At 72.0% G+C, this 16,168-nt stretch carries 16 protein-coding genes and 1 pseudogene; 7 read left to right on the forward strand and 10 right to left on the reverse strand.

All coding sequences use genetic code 11. From position 1 onward, the window contains the following. Nucleotides 1–149 precede the first annotated feature (149 nt). The 8 genes from K3769_RS31135 to K3769_RS31170 form a co-directional block, all read right to left on the reverse strand. The gene (locus K3769_RS31135; protein ID WP_267029581.1) at nt 150–764 is read right to left on the reverse strand and encodes a GTP-binding protein; all 615 of its coding nucleotides are present in this window, start codon (nt 762–764) and stop codon (nt 150–152) included. Beyond that, nucleotides 751–1,107, reverse strand: a complete 357-nt coding sequence (locus K3769_RS31140) for a DUF742 domain-containing protein (protein WP_267029582.1) — start codon at nt 1,105–1,107, stop codon at nt 751–753. Before K3769_RS31140 ends, K3769_RS31135 begins: the two co-directional genes overlap by 14 nt. A gap of 1 nt (nt 1,108) precedes the next feature. Further along, nucleotides 1,109–1,534 (reverse strand): roadblock/LC7 domain-containing protein, encoded by a 426-nt coding sequence (locus K3769_RS31145; protein ID WP_267029583.1) that lies wholly within the window; start codon nt 1,532–1,534, stop codon nt 1,109–1,111. A gap of 11 nt (nt 1,535–1,545) precedes the next feature. After that, nucleotides 1,546–4,041, reverse strand: coding sequence for a sensor histidine kinase (locus K3769_RS31150; RefSeq protein WP_267029584.1), 2,496 nt, complete (start codon nt 4,039–4,041; stop codon nt 1,546–1,548). 236 nt (nt 4,042–4,277) lie between these two features. After that, complete coding sequence (locus K3769_RS31155) at nt 4,278–5,294, reverse strand: substrate-binding domain-containing protein (RefSeq protein ID WP_267029585.1); 1,017 nt, start codon at nt 5,292–5,294, stop codon at nt 4,278–4,280. A 329-nt stretch (nt 5,295–5,623) separates the two neighbouring features. Next, nucleotides 5,624–6,442, reverse strand: coding sequence for an SAM-dependent methyltransferase (locus tag K3769_RS31160; RefSeq protein ID WP_267029586.1), 819 nt, complete (start codon nt 6,440–6,442; stop codon nt 5,624–5,626). Between the two features lie 71 nt (nt 6,443–6,513). Continuing rightward, complete coding sequence (locus K3769_RS31165; RefSeq protein ID WP_107021994.1) at nt 6,514–6,750, reverse strand: DUF397 domain-containing protein; 237 nt, start codon at nt 6,748–6,750, stop codon at nt 6,514–6,516. 1 nt (nt 6,751) lies between these two features. Then, on the reverse strand, nt 6,752–7,627 hold the full coding sequence (locus K3769_RS31170) for a Sco1979 family transcriptional regulator (RefSeq protein WP_267029587.1): 876 nt from the start codon (nt 7,625–7,627) through the stop codon (nt 6,752–6,754). 390 nt (nt 7,628–8,017) lie between these two features. Here K3769_RS31170 and K3769_RS31175 point away from each other — a divergent pair. The 4 genes and pseudogenes from K3769_RS31175 to K3769_RS31190 form a co-directional block, all read left to right on the forward strand. Beyond that, nucleotides 8,018–8,317, forward strand: a pseudogene (locus tag K3769_RS31175) (ATP-binding protein); the annotation flags it as partial. A gap of 319 nt (nt 8,318–8,636) precedes the next feature. After that, nucleotides 8,637–8,990, forward strand: coding sequence for a hypothetical protein (locus tag K3769_RS31180; protein WP_267029588.1), 354 nt, complete (start codon nt 8,637–8,639; stop codon nt 8,988–8,990). A 160-nt stretch (nt 8,991–9,150) separates the two neighbouring features. After that, entirely contained in the window at nt 9,151–10,002 is an 852-nt protein-coding gene (locus K3769_RS31185) for a hypothetical protein (RefSeq protein WP_267029589.1), read from the forward strand. After that, nucleotides 9,954–10,673: a DUF1775 domain-containing protein gene (locus K3769_RS31190; RefSeq protein WP_267031612.1), complete on the forward strand. Its 720-nt coding sequence runs from the start codon at nt 9,954–9,956 to the stop codon at nt 10,671–10,673. Before K3769_RS31185 ends, K3769_RS31190 begins: the two co-directional genes overlap by 49 nt. Nucleotides 10,674–10,763: 90 nt before the next feature. On the opposite strand, the gene K3769_RS31195 is transcribed toward K3769_RS31190, so the two are convergent. After that, nucleotides 10,764–11,210, reverse strand: coding sequence for a MarR family winged helix-turn-helix transcriptional regulator (locus tag K3769_RS31195; protein ID WP_267029590.1), 447 nt, complete (start codon nt 11,208–11,210; stop codon nt 10,764–10,766). A gap of 110 nt (nt 11,211–11,320) precedes the next feature. Here K3769_RS31195 and K3769_RS31200 point away from each other — a divergent pair, with 110 nt between their 5' ends. Further along, nucleotides 11,321–13,186 carry an ABC transporter ATP-binding protein gene (locus K3769_RS31200; RefSeq protein WP_372515081.1) on the forward strand — a complete coding sequence of 622 codons (1,866 nt, stop codon included), beginning with the start codon at nt 11,321–11,323 and terminating at the stop codon, nt 13,184–13,186. 74 nt (nt 13,187–13,260) lie between these two features. Here K3769_RS31200 and K3769_RS31205 read toward each other — a convergent pair whose 3' ends face one another. Then, nucleotides 13,261–14,271 carry an NADP-dependent oxidoreductase gene (locus K3769_RS31205; protein ID WP_267029592.1) on the reverse strand — a complete coding sequence of 337 codons (1,011 nt, stop codon included), beginning with the start codon at nt 14,269–14,271 and terminating at the stop codon, nt 13,261–13,263. Nucleotides 14,272–14,382: 111 nt separating this feature from the next. Here K3769_RS31205 and K3769_RS31210 point away from each other — a divergent pair, with 111 nt between their 5' ends. Further along, nucleotides 14,383–14,988 carry a TetR/AcrR family transcriptional regulator gene (locus K3769_RS31210; RefSeq protein WP_267029593.1) on the forward strand — a complete coding sequence of 202 codons (606 nt, stop codon included), beginning with the start codon at nt 14,383–14,385 and terminating at the stop codon, nt 14,986–14,988. A gap of 363 nt (nt 14,989–15,351) precedes the next feature. Beyond that, nucleotides 15,352–16,029 carry an AIM24 family protein gene (locus K3769_RS31215; RefSeq protein ID WP_267029594.1) on the forward strand — a complete coding sequence of 226 codons (678 nt, stop codon included), beginning with the start codon at nt 15,352–15,354 and terminating at the stop codon, nt 16,027–16,029. Nucleotides 16,030–16,168: the final 139 nt, after the last annotated feature.

The following is a 16,168-nucleotide window of genomic DNA, read 5'->3' on the forward strand; positions in this document are numbered from 1 at the left end:
TGCCGAAACATGCCCACCCGGTGTGACGCCATGGTGTCCGCAAGCCGACGGGGCGTGGACGGCCCGCCGTCGCGCACACGGCTCCGGCTCCTTTGTTGTGCCCACGCCCACCGACTCTCAAGCCCTCCCGCTGCCGGGCCCTTCCACTCTCAGGCCGGAGTGCCGGACTGCCCGCGTCCCTGGCTCCGGGCCGAGGTCGCTATCAGCTGGTCGATCAGCGCGATCAGTACGTCCCGGCACGATTCCCGGTCCCGGGCGTCGCAGAGCAGCACGTGCGCGTTGTCCGGCAGGGCCAGGGCCTCCCGGATCTCCTCCGGCGCGTACGGATGCTCGCCGTGGAAGCCGTTGACGCCGACGACGAACGGGATGCCCCGCCGCTCGAAGAAGTCGATGGCGGCGAAACTGGACTCCGGGCGGCGGACGTCGACCAGCACCACGGCCCCCAGGGCGCCGATAGCCAGGTCGTTCCACATGAACCAGAACCGCTGCTGCCCGGGCGTGCCGAAGAGATACAGCACGAGTTCCTGGCTGAGCGTGATCCGCCCGAAGTCCAGGGCCACCGTGGTGGCGTGCTTCTCCGGGATACCGCCCAGGTCGTCGACCCCCAGGCCGGCCGCGGTGAGCGGTTCCTCGGTGCGCAGCGGCACGATCTCGCTGACCGAGCCGACCATGGTGGTCTTGCCCACGCCGAACCCGCCGGCGATCAGGATCTTCACCGTGTCGGGTGCTGAGGTGCCCTGGATGACGGGGCTAGAGCCGGCCAAGGCCGTCCCTCACTTTCTGCAGCAGGTCCAAGTCCGAGGTGCGGGAGATCTCACGCGGTGCCCTGGCGGTGATCCGCCCCGCCTCCAGCAGGTCGCTGAGCATGATGCAGACCACGCTCACCGGCAGATCGAGCTGGGCGGCCAGCTCCGCCACCACGAGCGGCCGGACGCACAGCCGCAGGATCCGCGCCTGTTCGGGCTGCGGCCGCGCGGCCCGGGCGGGCGGCGGATCCACCGTGGTGACCGACGTGATGAGTGTGAAGTCGGCGCGGCTGGGCCGGGTGCGCCCGCCGGTCAGCGTGAACGGCCGGACGAGACGGCCCGCCGAGTCGCCTCCGTTCACCTCACTCGCCAGTGTCGGTGGCGACGCCGGCCCGAGGTGCCGCGCTGAGGTGCTCGCCGATCTTCTTCACGAGCATGTTCATCTGGTACGCGACCACTCCGACGTCCGCGCCCCGGTTGGTGAGCACGGCCAGATGGGCACCGGGCCCGGCCGTGGTGAGGATCAGATAGCTGTTGGCCATCTCGATGAGCGCCTGCCGTACGGGTCCGCCGCGGAAGTCCATGCTGACGCCCTTGCTGAGGCTCATCAGGCCGGACGCGGTCGCCGCCAGCCGCTCGGCGTCGTCGCGCAGGAATCCCGTGGACCTGCTGACGACCAGTCCGTCCTCGGAGAGCACGACGGCTTGGTTCACCTCGGCGACCCGGTCCACCAGTCCGGTGAGCAGCTGGTCGAGCTGACTGTGCGTGGCAGGGATGGGGCGTGTCATTTCTCTGTCCTTCATGAGCGGTCAGCGGGCGGAGTCGAGGTGACGGAAGCGCCTTCGGGAGCGGCTTCTTCCCCTTGGTCGTACGACGGATCCGCGTCGTTGTCACGCGCCTGGAGTGTTCCGCGCTGGAATCCGGCTAGGGAGGAGGCCGCGCGTTCCGCGGTGAAGTCGTCCAGGGAGCTGTCGGTCTCGTCGGCAGTGCCGGTCGAGGAGTCCTCACGCAACTCCGCGGCCAGGCTGGTCTGCGGCACCCGGCGCGGCAGCGCCCTGAGGCCGTCGCGCGCCGGGAGACCGCCCGGCCCGGAACGGCCCGCGTCGGAGCGGCCCGCCTCGGGACGGGGTCCGGCGGTGCCGGTCCGGGGGGCGGGCACCTCGGCCGTCCGCGCGCGGGCGACGGGCTGCGGCTCCCGTGAGCGTTCGTGCGTGGGCCCGTCCGGCTCGGCGTCCTCGGCGTTCCCGGTGTCCCGGGCGGTCGCGCTCTTCACGGCGACGGCTGCGGCGACGGCGCCCCGGGCCGGCTCCCCGGCCGCCCCGCGCGTCTCGCCGGCTTCCCGCGCGCCCCCGGCGGCGGACTCCGGGACCTCGCGCACCACGATCTCGTACGGGATCAGCACGATCGCGGTCGTGCCCCCGTACGGGGAGGGGCGCAGCGTGACGGTGATGCCGTGCCGGTTGGCGAGGCGGGCGATCACGAACATGCCGAGCCGCAGGTCGTCGGCGAGGGCCACCACGTCGAACTGCGGGGGCACAGCCAACTGGGCGTTGAACGACGCGTAGTCGTCCTCGGACATGCCGAGCCCGCGGTCCTCGATCTCCACCGCGAGGCCCTTGGCCACCAGCCCGGCCCGCACTCCGACGGGGCTGGGCGCGGGGGAGTACGTGGTCGCGTTGTCGATGAGCTCGGCGAGCAGGTGGATGACGTCGGCCACCGCGGGCGGCGCGAGGGCGACCTCCTCGTCGGTCTGCACCTCGACGCGCTGGTACTCGGCGACCTCGCCGACCGAGCTGCGCAGGATGTCGATCAGGGCGACCGGCTCGGTCCAGCTGCGGCCGGGCCGCTCACCGCTGATGATGACCAGGTTCTCCTCGTAGCGGCGCAACTGGGACGCCGTGGAGTCGAGTTCGTACAGGCCCTTGAGGATGTCCGGGTCCTGGTGCCTGCGCTCCAGCGCGTCGAGCTTGGTGAGCTGGAGGTTGACCAGGTTCTGGCTCTGCCGGGCGATGCCCAGGATGACCTTCTGGAAACCGCGCCGGGTGTCGGCCAGTTCCACCGCGGTGTTGACCGCCGTGCGCTGCGCGGTGTTGAACGCCTGCGCCACCTGGCCGAGTTCGTCGCGGCCGTAGTCCAGCTCGGGCGTCGCTGACTCCACGTCGACCGTCTCGCCGCGGTCGAGCCGCGCGACCACGTCGGGCAGCCGCTCCTCGGCCAGGCCGAGGGTGGCGAGCCGCAGTCCGCGCAGTCGGCGGGACAGCGAGCGGGTGATGCGCCAGGACATGAAGACGCACACCAGCAGGGCGACGAGTCCGGCGGCGCTCAGCGCGGCGGCCTTGATCAGCAGCGCCTCGGCCTGGTCGTCACTGCGCTGCAGCAGCGCCGACGTCTCCCGCTGGATCAGGGTGGAGTACTGCAGCCGGAGCTTGTCGTACGCCGAGGTCCAGCGCTTCTCCGCGTCCGGGAGGTCGATCCGGCCGCCGTCGCCGCCCTTCGCGCGGGCCGCGAGCACCTGCTCCTCGACGGTCTCCAGGGACTTCCAGTCCGAGCCCTGGAGGATCCGCTCGGTCTGGGTCTTGACCGAGCCGCGCAGCGACGGGATGAGCTGGTCCTCGACGAGGAAGCGCCGGGCGTTGACCAGCTGTGTGAAGTGGCTCCACGACTCGTCGTCGAGCTTGCCCGCCGGCCACACCAGGTGGAGCTGGGCGTCCTCCTGGGAGACCAGCTCCGCCGAGTGTTCGAGGGCGACGAGCGGGCCCGCCTGCGAGGTGAGTTCGCCGTCGTCGACCTGCGAGATCTCCTGGAAGGCGTGGATCTGGTCGTCGATGATCGCGGTGTACTGGTCCAGCGCCTGCTCGGGGGTGATGTCGGTGGGGTTGTCCACCTGCCCCCGGTAGTACTCCAGGCTGCCCACCGACGCGATGACCGAGTACATCCGGTCGCGGATACGGGCGGGTGCCTCCCGGATCCGGTCGGACTGGCCGACCAGCGTGGCGATGGCCTTGTCGGTACGCTCCCGCTGTGCGTCCAGCTCGGTGCGTGGGCCGTCGGGCGAGGCCAGCAGGACGGCCGACAGGCTGCGTTCCTTCTGCAGCGCCAGTGCCGCGTCGGTGCCCATGGCCCCGGTCGAGCGGCTGAGCCCGGTCTGGTCCCGCAGCCGCAGGCCCTCGGAGAACATCTGGATCGTCGTCACACCCCACATGGCGGCGAGGGTGACGCTAGGAACCAGGGCCAGCAGGATCAGCGAGAGACGTATGGAGCCGAGACGGCGGCGGGAGCCGGTCCGTGGAGACATCGTCGTCCTAGAGCGATCAGCGGTGAGCAGGGGTCAGTCGCGGGGGAGTCGGGCGGGCGCGGGGTGTCGGATCGGCGTCGGGGCAGGGGACATCCGCGCAGGGTGAGCGCGTGTCCTGTACACACAGGGGGTCCGCAGGATGCTATCCGTACAAGTGACCGTACGTACCGTGAGTACCCCAAACCTTGTCACCGCCGTTATACGACGATCTCGGTCCGACGGCTTCGGCGGGCGGTTCAGCGGGTCCCGTTGGCCGCGTACTCGGCGACCGAGGCGACGTTCTCCCTCGTGACGAACGCCGGTCCGGTGAGCACCGGTTCCTCCCCGCCGCCGCTGACGTTGCCGTTGGTCTCGTACAGCCAGAACGCGTCCACGGCCAGGTATCCCTGCAGGTAGGGCTGCTGGTCCACGGCGAACTGGACGTCGCCGCTCTGCACGGACTTGACGATGTCGTTGTTGAGGTCGAAGGTGGCGATCTTCGCCTTGCTGTCCGCCTCCTTCACCGACTTCACGGCCGCGAGGGCGAACTGGGCGCCGTTCATCACGACTTCGTCGATGGTCGGGTCCTGGCGCAGCGCGGCGGCGACGGACTCGATCAGGGCGTCCTCGTCGGTGCCGTCCACGTAGACCAGGTCGGTACGGCCGCCGAAGGTCTTCTTGACGCCGGCGCAGCGGGCCTCCACGGCGACGTTGCCGCGCTCGTGGATGACGCACAGGGCGTGCTTGGCGCGCAGGGAGTCCAGCTTGTCGCCGACGGCCCGGCCCGCGACACTCTCGTCCTGGCCGAAGTACTGCATGAGGCCGCCGGGCTTCCAGGCGTCGATCCCGGAGTTGAGGCCGACCACCGGGATGCCCGCCGCCTTGGCCGCGGCGACCGCGCCCTTCATCGCCTCGGGCTTGGCGAGGGTGACCGCGATGCCGTCGACCTTGTCGGCGACCGCCTCGCGCACCAGCTTGGCCTGTCCGGCGGCGTCCGGGTCGCTCTGGTACGCCAGGTCGATGCCGTCCTTGGCGGCGGCGGCCTCGGCGCCCTTGCGCACCCGCTCCCAGAACGCGTCGTCCGGGGCGCTGTGGGTGATCAGGGCGACCTTGATCCCGGAGCCGCCCGCCTTGCCCGCCGTGGTGGCGTCCGAGTCGGTCCCGTCCGAGCCGGTGCAGCCGGACGCGAGCAGGGAGGCGGCGGCGCAGGCGGCGAGGGCGGCGGTGCCGCGCGCGGATCTGCCGGAAAGGGGGCGGGAGGGGGTGTGGGTCATGGGGGAACAGCACCTCGCTGTGCGGCCGACAAGCGGACGGGGGGCGTCAAGTCGCTGTGACAGGCGGCGGGAGGAGGGTGCCGACCGTCCGACTTTTGCTGGCCGGAGCCAACCGTGTGTGACGCCCGGTCGTCAAGTGAGTGACCGCATGGCCCGAGTTGTGTGCTTTTGATTTGAGCGAGGGCTGAGCCTGAAGCCCCGGCGGGGGGCGGGGAACCGCGCGGCTTGCCCCCACCGGCCCGCGGACGTCGTCGGACGGTCCGCGGGCCGGCCTCGCACCGGATCGGCCCGGCCGCACGCCGAACCCGAACCCGCTCACGGCGGCGGCGTCACCCCTTGCGGGCGATCGCCCCGTACATCGCGATGTCCTCGTCCCGGACACCCTCCTCGCCCGTGCCGTCCGGATGCCACTTGTGCACCTGGACGATGCCGGGCTCGACCAGGTCGAGACCATCGAAGAACTCCTCGGCCTCGCCGAGCGTCCGCAGCCGCATCGGCATGCCGCGCGCCGCGTACTCGCGGGCGACCCGTCCGACCTCCTCCGGCGCGAACTCGGCCGTGCCGATGGTCATCGCCAGATAGCTGCCCGAGGGCAGGGAGTCCAGCAGACGGCGGACGATACCGACCGCGTCGTCCTCGTCCAGTACGAAGTGGACGATCGCGATGACGGTCAGCGCGACCGGCTTGTCCAGGTCCAGGGTCTCCAGGAACTCCGCGGAGCCCAGCACGGCCTCCGGGTGCTGGAAGTCGGCCTCGATGTACGCCGTCCTGCCCTCGGGGGTGCTGGCGAGCAGCCCCTGGGACAGGGTGAGGACGATGGGGTCGTTGTCCACGTAGACCACCCGGGACTCGGGGGCCACCGACTGGGCGATCTCGTGGAGGTTCGGCGAGGTGGGGATACCGGTGCCGATGTCCAGGAACTGGCGTATCCCCGCGCTCTCGGCGAGCCAGCGCACCGCGCGGTTCATCCAGTCGCGGTTGGCACGCATGTGCACGGGCATGGCGGGCCACTCCCGCACCATGGCGTCGCCCGCCTCCTTGTCGGCGGGGTAGTAGTCCTTGCCGCCCAGGATGTAGTCGTAGATGCGGGCCGAGTGCGCGCTCTCGGTGTCGATCCGGTCGGCAGGCCATCCGTCGTTGTCGGGCAACGCCGATCTCCCATCATGTCGTCGGTTCACGGTGAACGCTCAAGCACCAGCAGGAGTTTCGGAACAGCGGTTCAGAGCAGGAAGTCCGCGCGGCCGGCCTTCACGCCCGCGAGGAAACTCGTCATCTCACGCGGGGTGAAGACCAGCGCCGGACCGTCGGGGTCGGTGGACTGGCGCAGCGCGACCCGGCCGTCGCCGAGCTTCTTCGCCTCGACGCAGGCACCGCCCGCGTCGTCGCTCCACGGCTTGTACCAGCCGCGGTTGCCGAGTTCGCGGGACGGAATGCCGTTGCGTATGTGGTGGTGCACGTCAGAGCTCCTTGCGGATCGCACCGAGGAGGGCCTCGGTCTTTCTGGCGGGCGCCGACTGGGCGCCCAGCCGGTCCAGGGCCTCGCGGTAGACCACGACGTCGTCGTCCTTGTCCAGGTACACAGCGCCCACCAGGCCGCTGAGATAGACGATGTCGGGCAGCTCGCGCGCCCGGAACCGGAAGAGGTGGAACGCGCCGGCCCGCATGGCCGGGTGCGGACCGTTCGCGAACGGCATGACCTGCAACGTCACATGGGGCAGCGAGTTGACCTCGATCAGACGGTCGATCTGGGCGCGCATCACCTCGGGGCCGCCGACCGGCCACCGCAGCACCGTCTCGTCCATCACGATCCACACCCGCGGCGGCGAGTCCCTGGTGAGCAGTTCCTGGCGACGCATGCGCAGGGCCACGCGGCGGTCCGTCGCCTCGCCCGAGGCGTGCGGGTTGCCGGCGCCCAGCAGGGCGCGCGCGTACTGCTCGGTCTGCAGCAGCCCCGGCACGAACTGCGCCTCGTAGGCGCGGATCTGCAGCGCCGCCTGCTCCAGGCTCAGATAGGCGGAGAACCAGTCGGGCAGCACATCGCGGTAGGTGTGCCACCAGCCGCGCTTGTTCGCCTCACGGACCGACTTCAGGAAGGTGTCGATCTCCTGCTGGTCACTCACCCCGTAGATCTGGAGCAGCTTCTCCGCGTCGGGGAGCCGCAGCCGGGCCACCTTGGCGGCCTCCATGCGGCGGATCGTGGAGTGGCTGACCCCGATCGCCGCACCGGCCTGCTCGAACGTCAGTCCGGCGCGAGTGCGCAGCTCCTCCAGTTGCCTGCCGAGGATCATGCGCAGGACGGAGGGCGCGCCACCCCAGTCGGTCTCCGCGGTCACGCCTTCCCCCCTCACAGCGGGCTTCGAGGTCGCAGTCTGTCACGATCACCCGTTCGACAGACGAAGCATGCACCCGCTGAATTGCAATTTTCAACTTGCCGGTTGCGAGGTGATGTTGGCAGGTGTCACAGTGGGGCGTACCGTCACGGCCCGGTGAACACGCTGACGACGCGGCCCAGTTGGGGGAGAACGGCCCGCGTACCGTCACTGTCCGCAACGGGGTGCTCGCACCCCTCCGCGCAGCGGATCCGTGGAGGTACCGGCACCGGTCTGACCCCCGGTGCGAAGGCAGACGAAAGGCGAACGGCGATGGCTCCGCCCTCTCTCCCCAAGCCATTGGGCCGACTGCCCGCGGACGAACCCACCCCCGGCCCGACCGACAGGACAGGCATGTTCGGCCTGCCCCCGACCCCCGCCTCGGTCGGCCTCGCCCGCCGGAACGTGACCGAGCTGCTCACCGCGTGGGGCACGGATCCCGAGGCATGCGACAACGCTGTCCTGGTGACCTCCGAGCTGGTCACCAACGCGCTCACGCACACGGCGAGCGAGCGGATCGTGTGCCGACTCCGCTCGGACGGACAGCGGATCCAGCTGGAGGTCGAGGACCAGAACCGCGGTCTGTCGATCCCCGCCCAGCGCACCGCCCGGCTCGACGACCAGGGCGGTCGCGGACTCATGCTGGTCGCCGTGCTCAGCACCGACTGGGGCACGCGGGACACCGCGCACGGCTCCGGCCGCGTCGTCTGGGCCGTCCTGTCGGCCCGATCGGTGACGGTCCCCCGCCGTCCGCCCTGTCGTCCAGGTCGTCGGACAGACGGGCACCGGCCTCCGCCGGGCCCGTGTCCACCCGCACCCACCCGGCCCGCCCCCACTCGGCCGAAGGATCCCAGCCTCATGGAACTGCAGCACGCCCCTGAACCCTGGCCCCACGACCGTGACGTCCCCGTCCGAACGCCCCATCCGCCTGGTCATACCGGCACAGTTGCGCACCGGTCTGGGGTGCGACGTCGTGGGTACCTCCAAGGAACACGGCCAACGCATCCTGGACTGTCTGCCCCGTATCGGCTGTGTCTTCGCCGACGACTCCGACAGCGGCGCCGCGGACGGCGGGCGCTGGTGGTGGGTCGTCCCGGGCGGCTCCCACATCGGCGTCAGCTGGCCGCCCTCCGTCACCTACACGGTCGGCGCCCGCCGGGCCGACCCGTCCTGGACCCGGGCCCGCCGCGGCCGGTTCTCCTTGAAACCCCGGCTGATCCACAGCCCCACGGGCGACTCGCCCTACACCCCGCCGATCCCCCTGTACTTCCTGGCGTGCCGCCTGGCCGGCCGCGTGCCGAGCTGGTCCCTCGCCGCGGGGGCCTGAGCGGCGCCCGCGGCGGCCCCTCCCCGGTCTGAACGGGGCCGTCCCCTGTGACGTAGACGTATGCGGACGCGACGGAGCGAACGCCGTACGCGTCGCGCCGTGACGCGAAATGATGTGACGTGACGCCCGGCGTAGCGACGGGCGCGGGGGAGGACGGCGGATGACCGTGCCGGGTGACCGGGCGACGCGGGGCGAAGGCCGGGGCGTCGGCCCCGTGCCGGGTTCCGTGGCGGCCGTGGTCCGGGCCGTGACCTTCGCCGTCGTCGGCAGTGTGCTCTCGGCCGTCGGCCATCACGCGGTCGACGGCGGGCAGGTGCCGTGGCGGTTCGTGGCCGTCCTCGCCGTCGCGCAGTTCGTCGCCGTACTGCCCCTCGCGCGCCGCCGCCCCGGACTGCTCACGGTCGTCGCGTGCACGCTCACCGCGCAGGGCGCGACGCATCTCGCGCTGGGCACGGTCGCCGGAGCCGGCCACCACGGCACGGGGCACGCCGGTACGGAGCACCTGGCGCACGCCGGTCGTTCCGCGACGGCGGCGGACGGCGGCGGTCACGCCTGGCAGCACGCCGCCGGGGCGATGACGGCCGCCCATGCCGCCGCCGCCCTCCTGGTCGCCTGGCTGCTCCACCGGGCCGACGCGGCCCTCGCGGCGGCGCTGGTCACCGGCCGTACGCTGCGGGCCCTCGCGGCGGCGGTACTGTCCCGGCTCCTGCCGGGCACCACGGCCGCCGTCCACGAACCGCCGCCCGCCCCGCCGGCCCGCTTCCTCGGCCGCCCGGCGGCAACACGGACGAGCACGCTGGAACACGCGCTGGTGCGCAGAGGACCTCCGGGACGCAGGCCCGTCCCGCTCGTCCCCTTCACCCGGGTCCGGCCCCCGCGGCCCGCCCGGTTCCACCAGCAAGGAGTTCCGCTGTGCCCACGTTCACGACGTCCTCGTTCCCGTCCTCGTTCCCGTCCGCCTTCCTGTCCACGAACCGCCGCCGTGCCGGGCTGGCCGGCGCCGCCGCGCTGACGGCCGTCCTCGCGCTCGCGGGACCCGCCGCCGCGCACGCGGAGGTCGAGGCCGACAAGGCGCAGGCCCTCGCCGAGAACGTCACCCTCACCTTCGTCTCCGAGGCGGAGTCCGCCTCCGCGGGCTTCCGCGAGGTGCGGGTCGTCCTGCCCGAGGGGATCGCGCCGGCCGACGTGTCGCTCGGCAAGGCGCCCAAGGGCTGGACCCTCAAGACCACCGCCGACGGTTACGTGGTCGGCGGCCCGGCGCTGAAGACCGGGGTCGACGCCGAGTACGAGGTGAAGGTCCGCCAGCTCCCGGACGCCGACGAGGTGGCGTTCAAGACCGTGGAGACCTACGGCGACGGCGAGATCTCCCGCTGGATCGAGCTGCCCACGGACGGGGAGGAGGCGGAACAGCCCGCTCCGCTCCTCAAGCTGAAGGCCGCCGCACCGGGCGCGACGCCCGTCGCGCCCGCCCCGAGCGCGAGTCCGGCCCCCAGCCCCAGCCCGTCGGCGAACGCGTCGGTGTCCGTCTCCGCGGCCACGGCCACCGAGGCCGCGGAGAAGAAGAAGGACGACGACGGCTCCTCCACGGGACTCCTCGTCGGCGGCGCGATCGCCGCGGTGCTCGTCCTCGGCGGCGGGGCGTGGTGGCTGGTCAAGCGCCGCGCCTCCGCCACCGGCGGCTGACCCCCACCCGGCCCGTGGGACGCGCAACGCCCCACGGGCCGGGTGCGGGGGCGGGTTCACGGGCGGGCCGGCCGCCGTCGGCGAGCGGCGTCAGGGACGCGGCCAGGGGCGCTCGTCCAGGTTCTCGATGTCCGTGTTGAACCGCTTGAGGTACGCGGCGAAGGCGGCGACCTCCTGCGGCTCCCACCCCGCCATGACCCTCTCCAGCCCTTGGACGCTCTCCCGGCGGTGGGCGTCGAGCCGGCGCTCGCCCTCCGCGGTGATCCGGAACTTGCGGGCGATGCCGCCCTCGGGATCCGCGATGCGCTCGACGAGGTGGGCGCGCAGCATGGCCGCGGTCTGCCGGTTGAGCGTGGAGGCGTCCAGGCCGAACGCGTCGCTGAGCTGGCCGATGGACATCGGGCCTTCCATCCGGATGCGGCTGAGCACGATGTACGCGCTGCGTTCGAGACGGCCCCCGGCCCGGGGCGAGTTCAGATAGAGGTGCCGCCCGAGCAGCATCGTCTCGAACTCGATCAAGTGCGTGGGCCTGTCCATGTCGGTCGCCGGTCCTTCCCCGGAGCTGGCTCTCGCCCCGGCCCTGCGTCCGGTCCCGCGGCCAGGGGCATCGGACATGACATCAAATATGCATCCGCCACGTGTTGTGCATGGTGCATATCCGGCGGCTCTGTCAGTGGCATCGGCGATACTTCACCGAACCGAGAGCCGACCGTTCCAGGGGGAGCACCGTGCCGCAGTCCCAGTCGCCCGACCCGGCAGCCACACCGTCGTGGCGGCTGCTCCTCGCCTACGTACGGCCGTACCGCTGGACGCTGTTGCTCGGTGCCGTGCTGTCGTTGCTGACCGGCGCCGCCGGGCTCGCGCTGCCGCTGGTCGCCAGGACACTGATCGACGACCTGGGACACGACCGGGCCGTCACCGGCGCGCTGCTGGCCATGTCGGCGCTCGTCGTCGCCAACGCCGCGATCGGCGCACTGGGCTCGTACGTGCTGCGGTACACCGCCGAGTCCGTCGTGCTCGGAGCGCGGCGCGGGCTCGTCTCACATCTGCTGCGGCTGCGGATATCGGCCGTCGACAAGAGCGAACCCGGCGACCTGATGGCCCGGATCACCTCGGACACCACCCTGCTGCGGGAGGTCACCACCGACTCCCTGGTGGGGCTCGGCACGGGCGGGCTCACCCTGCTCGCCACGCTGGTGATGATGGGGTTCGTCGACCCGGTGCTGACGGCCGTCACGCTGGGCGTCGTGGTGGGCGCGGGCACCGTGATCGGCGTGATCGTGCCGCGCATCAACCGCGCCAGCCGGCGCGCCCAGGACGCGGTCGGGGCCATGGGCGCCTCGCTGGAGCGGACCCTGGGCGCGCTGCGGACCATCAAGGCGTCCGGCGCCGAGCACCGCGAGGAGAGGGCCGTGCACGCGGCGGCCGAGGAGTCCTGGCGGCAGAGCGTCCGGGCCGCCAAGTGGGCGGCGCTGGCGGGGAACACGGCCGGACTCTCGATGCAGATCGCGTTCATCACCGTCCTCGCCGTGGGCGGGGCGCGGGTCGCGACCGGGGCCGTCGACATCGGCACCCTCGTCGCCTTCCTGCTGTACGTCTTCTTCCTGATGTCGCCGATCCAGCAGGTCGTCGGAGCGGTCGCCCAGTACCAGACAGGGTCGGCCGCGCTGGCCCGCATCGAGGAGGCCCGCCGGCTGCCCGCCGAACCGGCCACCGCCCCCGCGCCCCTGCCGGGCCCCGGCGCCGAACCGGCCTCCATAGCCTTCGACGACGTCCGCTTCCGGTACGCCGAGGACCTGCCGTACGTCCACCACGGCGTGACCTTCGCCGTGCCCCCGCGCGGCATGACCGCCTTCGTGGGGCCCTCGGGCGCCGGCAAGACCACCGTGTTCTCGCTCATCGAGCGGTTCTACGACCCCGACCGGGGGACCATCGAGCTGGACGGCCGCGACCTCACCGACTGGGACGTCTCCGCGCTCCGGTCGGCCATCGGCTATGTCGAGCAGGACGCGCCCGTCCTCTCCGGCAGCCTCCGCGACAACCTCCTGCTGGGCAACCCCGACGCCGCCGAGGACGAACTGCTCCGCGCGCTCAAGACCACCCGGCTCGACGCGCTCGTCGAGAAACTGCCGAACGGCGTGGACACGCTCGTCGGCCACCGCGGCACCAAGCTCTCCGGCGGTGAGCGCCAGCGCGTCGCCATCGCCCGCGCCCTGCTGCGACGGCCCCGGCTGCTGCTCCTCGACGAGGCCACCAGCCAGCTCGACGCGGTCAACGAGGCCGCGCTGCGGGACACGGTCGCCGATGTCGCCCGCACCACCACGGTCCTGGTCGTCGCCCACCGGCTGTCCACCGTCACCATGGCCGACCGCATCGTCGTCATGGACGCCGGGCGGGTACGGGCCGTGGGCACCCACCGCGAACTCGTCGCGGGCGACCCGCTGTACGCCGAACTCGCCGCCACGCAGTTCCTCGCGGCCGACGACGACGCCCGCGCGCCGGAGAACGTCTGACAGCCTGTGTCCTGTCCCCGGCCGGGTCCGGCCCGCCTCGATCGCCGGGCCGGGATCCGGTTGCGGGACAGCCCTCAAGCCACCGTGAGCACGATCTTGCCCCGGAGATGTCCCCGGGCGGCCCGCTCGTGCGCGGCACGGGCGTCCGCGAGCGCGTACGTGCTGTCGATCGCGACGCGCACCGTGCCCGCGTCGAGCAGCCGCCCCAGTTCGGCGAGTTGCGCGCTGTCCGAGCGGACCTGCGCGGTCGAGACCGTGACGCCCAGCTTCGTGACCTCCTCGTCGTCGAACTCGCCGAGGAACACCGGGAAGAGGGCGCCACCGCGCTTGAGCGTGCGCAGGAAACGGCGGCTGTGGGGCCCGCCGACGGTGTCGAGCACGAGGTCGGCGTCGTGGACGAGTTCCTCGGGGCGGCTCGTGGTGTAGTCGATGAACCGGTCGGCGCCCAGTTCGTCCAGGAACGACGCGTGCGCGCCCGAGGCCACCGCGACGACCCGCGCTCCCTTCCACTTCGCCAGTTGCACCGCGAAGTGCCCGACGCCGCCCGCCGCGCCGTTGACGACCACCGTCGAGCCGGCGCCGAGTGCTGTCGGGCGATGCCGTGCCTCCTGGAAGGGCGACGGATGATCGTGTCCGACCTCGATCAGGAACTGCCATGCCGTCAGCCCGGCCATGGGAGCCCCGGCGGCGTGCACATGGTCGACGCCGGCCGGCTTGCGGGCGAGGTCCGAGGCCCGGGCGGCCACGTACTCGGCGTACGCGCGGCCGTCGAAACCGGGGAACCGCAGCAGCCCGAAGACCTCGTCGCCCACGGCGAGGCCGTCCACGTCCGCGGCGACGGCTTCGACGACGCCCGAGACGTCCGTCCCCGGGATCACCGGCAGGCTGACCGTGGAATCCGGCTCCCCGGGCACGCTGGTCAGTCCGCCGCGCAGATACCGGTCCGGTGGATTGACGCCGACCGCGCGCACGCGGACGAGCACCTCACCCGGGCCCGGCACGGGCACTGGCACCTTGTCGTACCTGAGCACTTCGGGGCCGCCGTGCTCATGCAGCCGGATCGCCCTCATCGTGTGTGCAGCCATCATGCTCTCCTGTCGGCGCCGCGGGATAGACTCATCCGGATCAGCGGTCCACATAAATGGACCACTGATCCGAATATATGGACCACTGATCCGGATAGTCAAGGGGGACAGGTGCGGGCCGACGCCAGGAAGAACCGCGACCATGTGCTCGCCGTGGCGGGTGCCGCCCTCGCCGAGCACGGAGTCGACGTGTCGCTGCGCGACATCGCGCGCCGGGCGGACGTCGGGCTCGCCACTCTGCTCCGGCACTTCCCGACACGCGAGGCGCTGCTCGAAGCCCTGCTCCACACGAGTTTCGAGGAGCTGACCGCGCGGGCGGACGCCCTCGAAGCGTCGGGCTCGCCCGAGGAGGCGCTGGTGGTGTGGCTGCGTGACTGCGTCGGCTGGACCACCGAGTACCGGGGCGTGACCGTGCTGATGGCCGCCGCCATCGAGGACACCGAGTCCGCGCTGCACGCCTCGTGCGTCACCCTGCGGGCGGCCGGCGCGCGGCTCCTCACGCGCGCGCAGGCCGTGGGCGCGGCGCGCGCCGACATCGACGGCACCGATCTGTTCGCACTGATCGCGGCGCTCGCCTGGCTCGGCGACCAGCCGGCGCTCGCGCCGCGCGCCGGTCGCCTCTTCGACGTGGTCGCGAGCGCCGTCCTGACCGGTGCGGCGGCTGGCGACGACAGCGCGGCGGGCGGCGCGAAGAGCGTCGCGAAGGGCATCGTGTAGGGCTTCAGGAGGGCGCCGCGAAGGGTGGTTCCCAAGGGCGGGATCGGGGGCCCCGGGGGTCCTCCGTCGCGGATCGAGGGTTTTCCCCGTATCCGAGGGCCGGGGATGCCGCCTATCGTCGTTCGAGCCACGTCCGAACCGTGGGTAACACCCTGAACGGTCGCCGCGCACGGCCGGTGGACGGCTGACCGGGAACCGATGACCACCCCCCACAGGGTGGGGCCGAAAGGCCCCGTGGGGGCGGCCGGCGCGAGCGGGCGCCGGCCGCCCCCGCCTTTCGTCGTACGGGTGGATACCTTCGCTGGCGCCTTTTCTCCTGTTGAGGGATGGTGCGAGGGGTGTCCGGCGGGAAAGGATGCCCCGATGAAGGGTGATCTGTTTTCCAGCGAGTACATGGTGCAGCCGGCCGCCACGGCGGGCATGAGCGTGCAGAACGCCAAGTCGATCAGGTACGCCGTCAACGGCGAGATGCTGGCCCGGCAGGGCGCGATGATCGCCTACCGGGGCAGTCTGCAGTTCGAGCGCAAGGGCCAAGGGGTCGGCGGCATGCTCAAGCGTGCGGTCACCGGCGAGGGCCTGCCGCTCATGACGGTGCGCGGGCAGGGGGAGGCGTGGTTCGCGCACGAGGCGCAGAACTGCTTCATCATCGACATCGACTCCGGTGACGTCTTCACCGTCAACGGCCGCAACATCCTGTGCTTCGACGCCTCGTTGACGTACGAGATCAAGACGGTGAAGGGGGCGGGCATCTCCGGCGGCGGACTGTTCAACAGCGTCTTCACCGGGCAGGGCAGGCTCGGTCTGGTCTGCGAGGGCAACCCGCTGGTCATCCCGGTCTCCCCGCAGTGGCCGGTGTACGTCGACACGGACGCGGTCGTCGGCTGGACGGCCAGTCTCCAGACCTCGCTGCACCGTTCGCAGTCCATCGGGTCGATGATCCGCGGGGGCTCGGGCGAGGCCGTGCAGCTGATGCTCCAGGGGGAGGGGTTCGTCGTCGTACGGCCGAGCGAGGCCACACCGCAGAAGGCCCAACAGCACTGAGACGGGCCTCCGGTGGCCGGCCCACCGGAGGCCCGGCCCCCGCGTTCGGGCGTCCGTTCCCGTCCACGTATGGGGGCTCCGCCCCCTCGCCCCCCTTCGTCCGCAAACGCCGGACGGGCTGAAGTAATTCAGCCCCTCC

The sequence above is a fragment of the Streptomyces ortus genome, assembly GCF_026341275.1.
Classification (GTDB): Bacteria; Actinomycetota; Actinomycetes; order Streptomycetales; family Streptomycetaceae; genus Streptomyces; species Streptomyces ortus.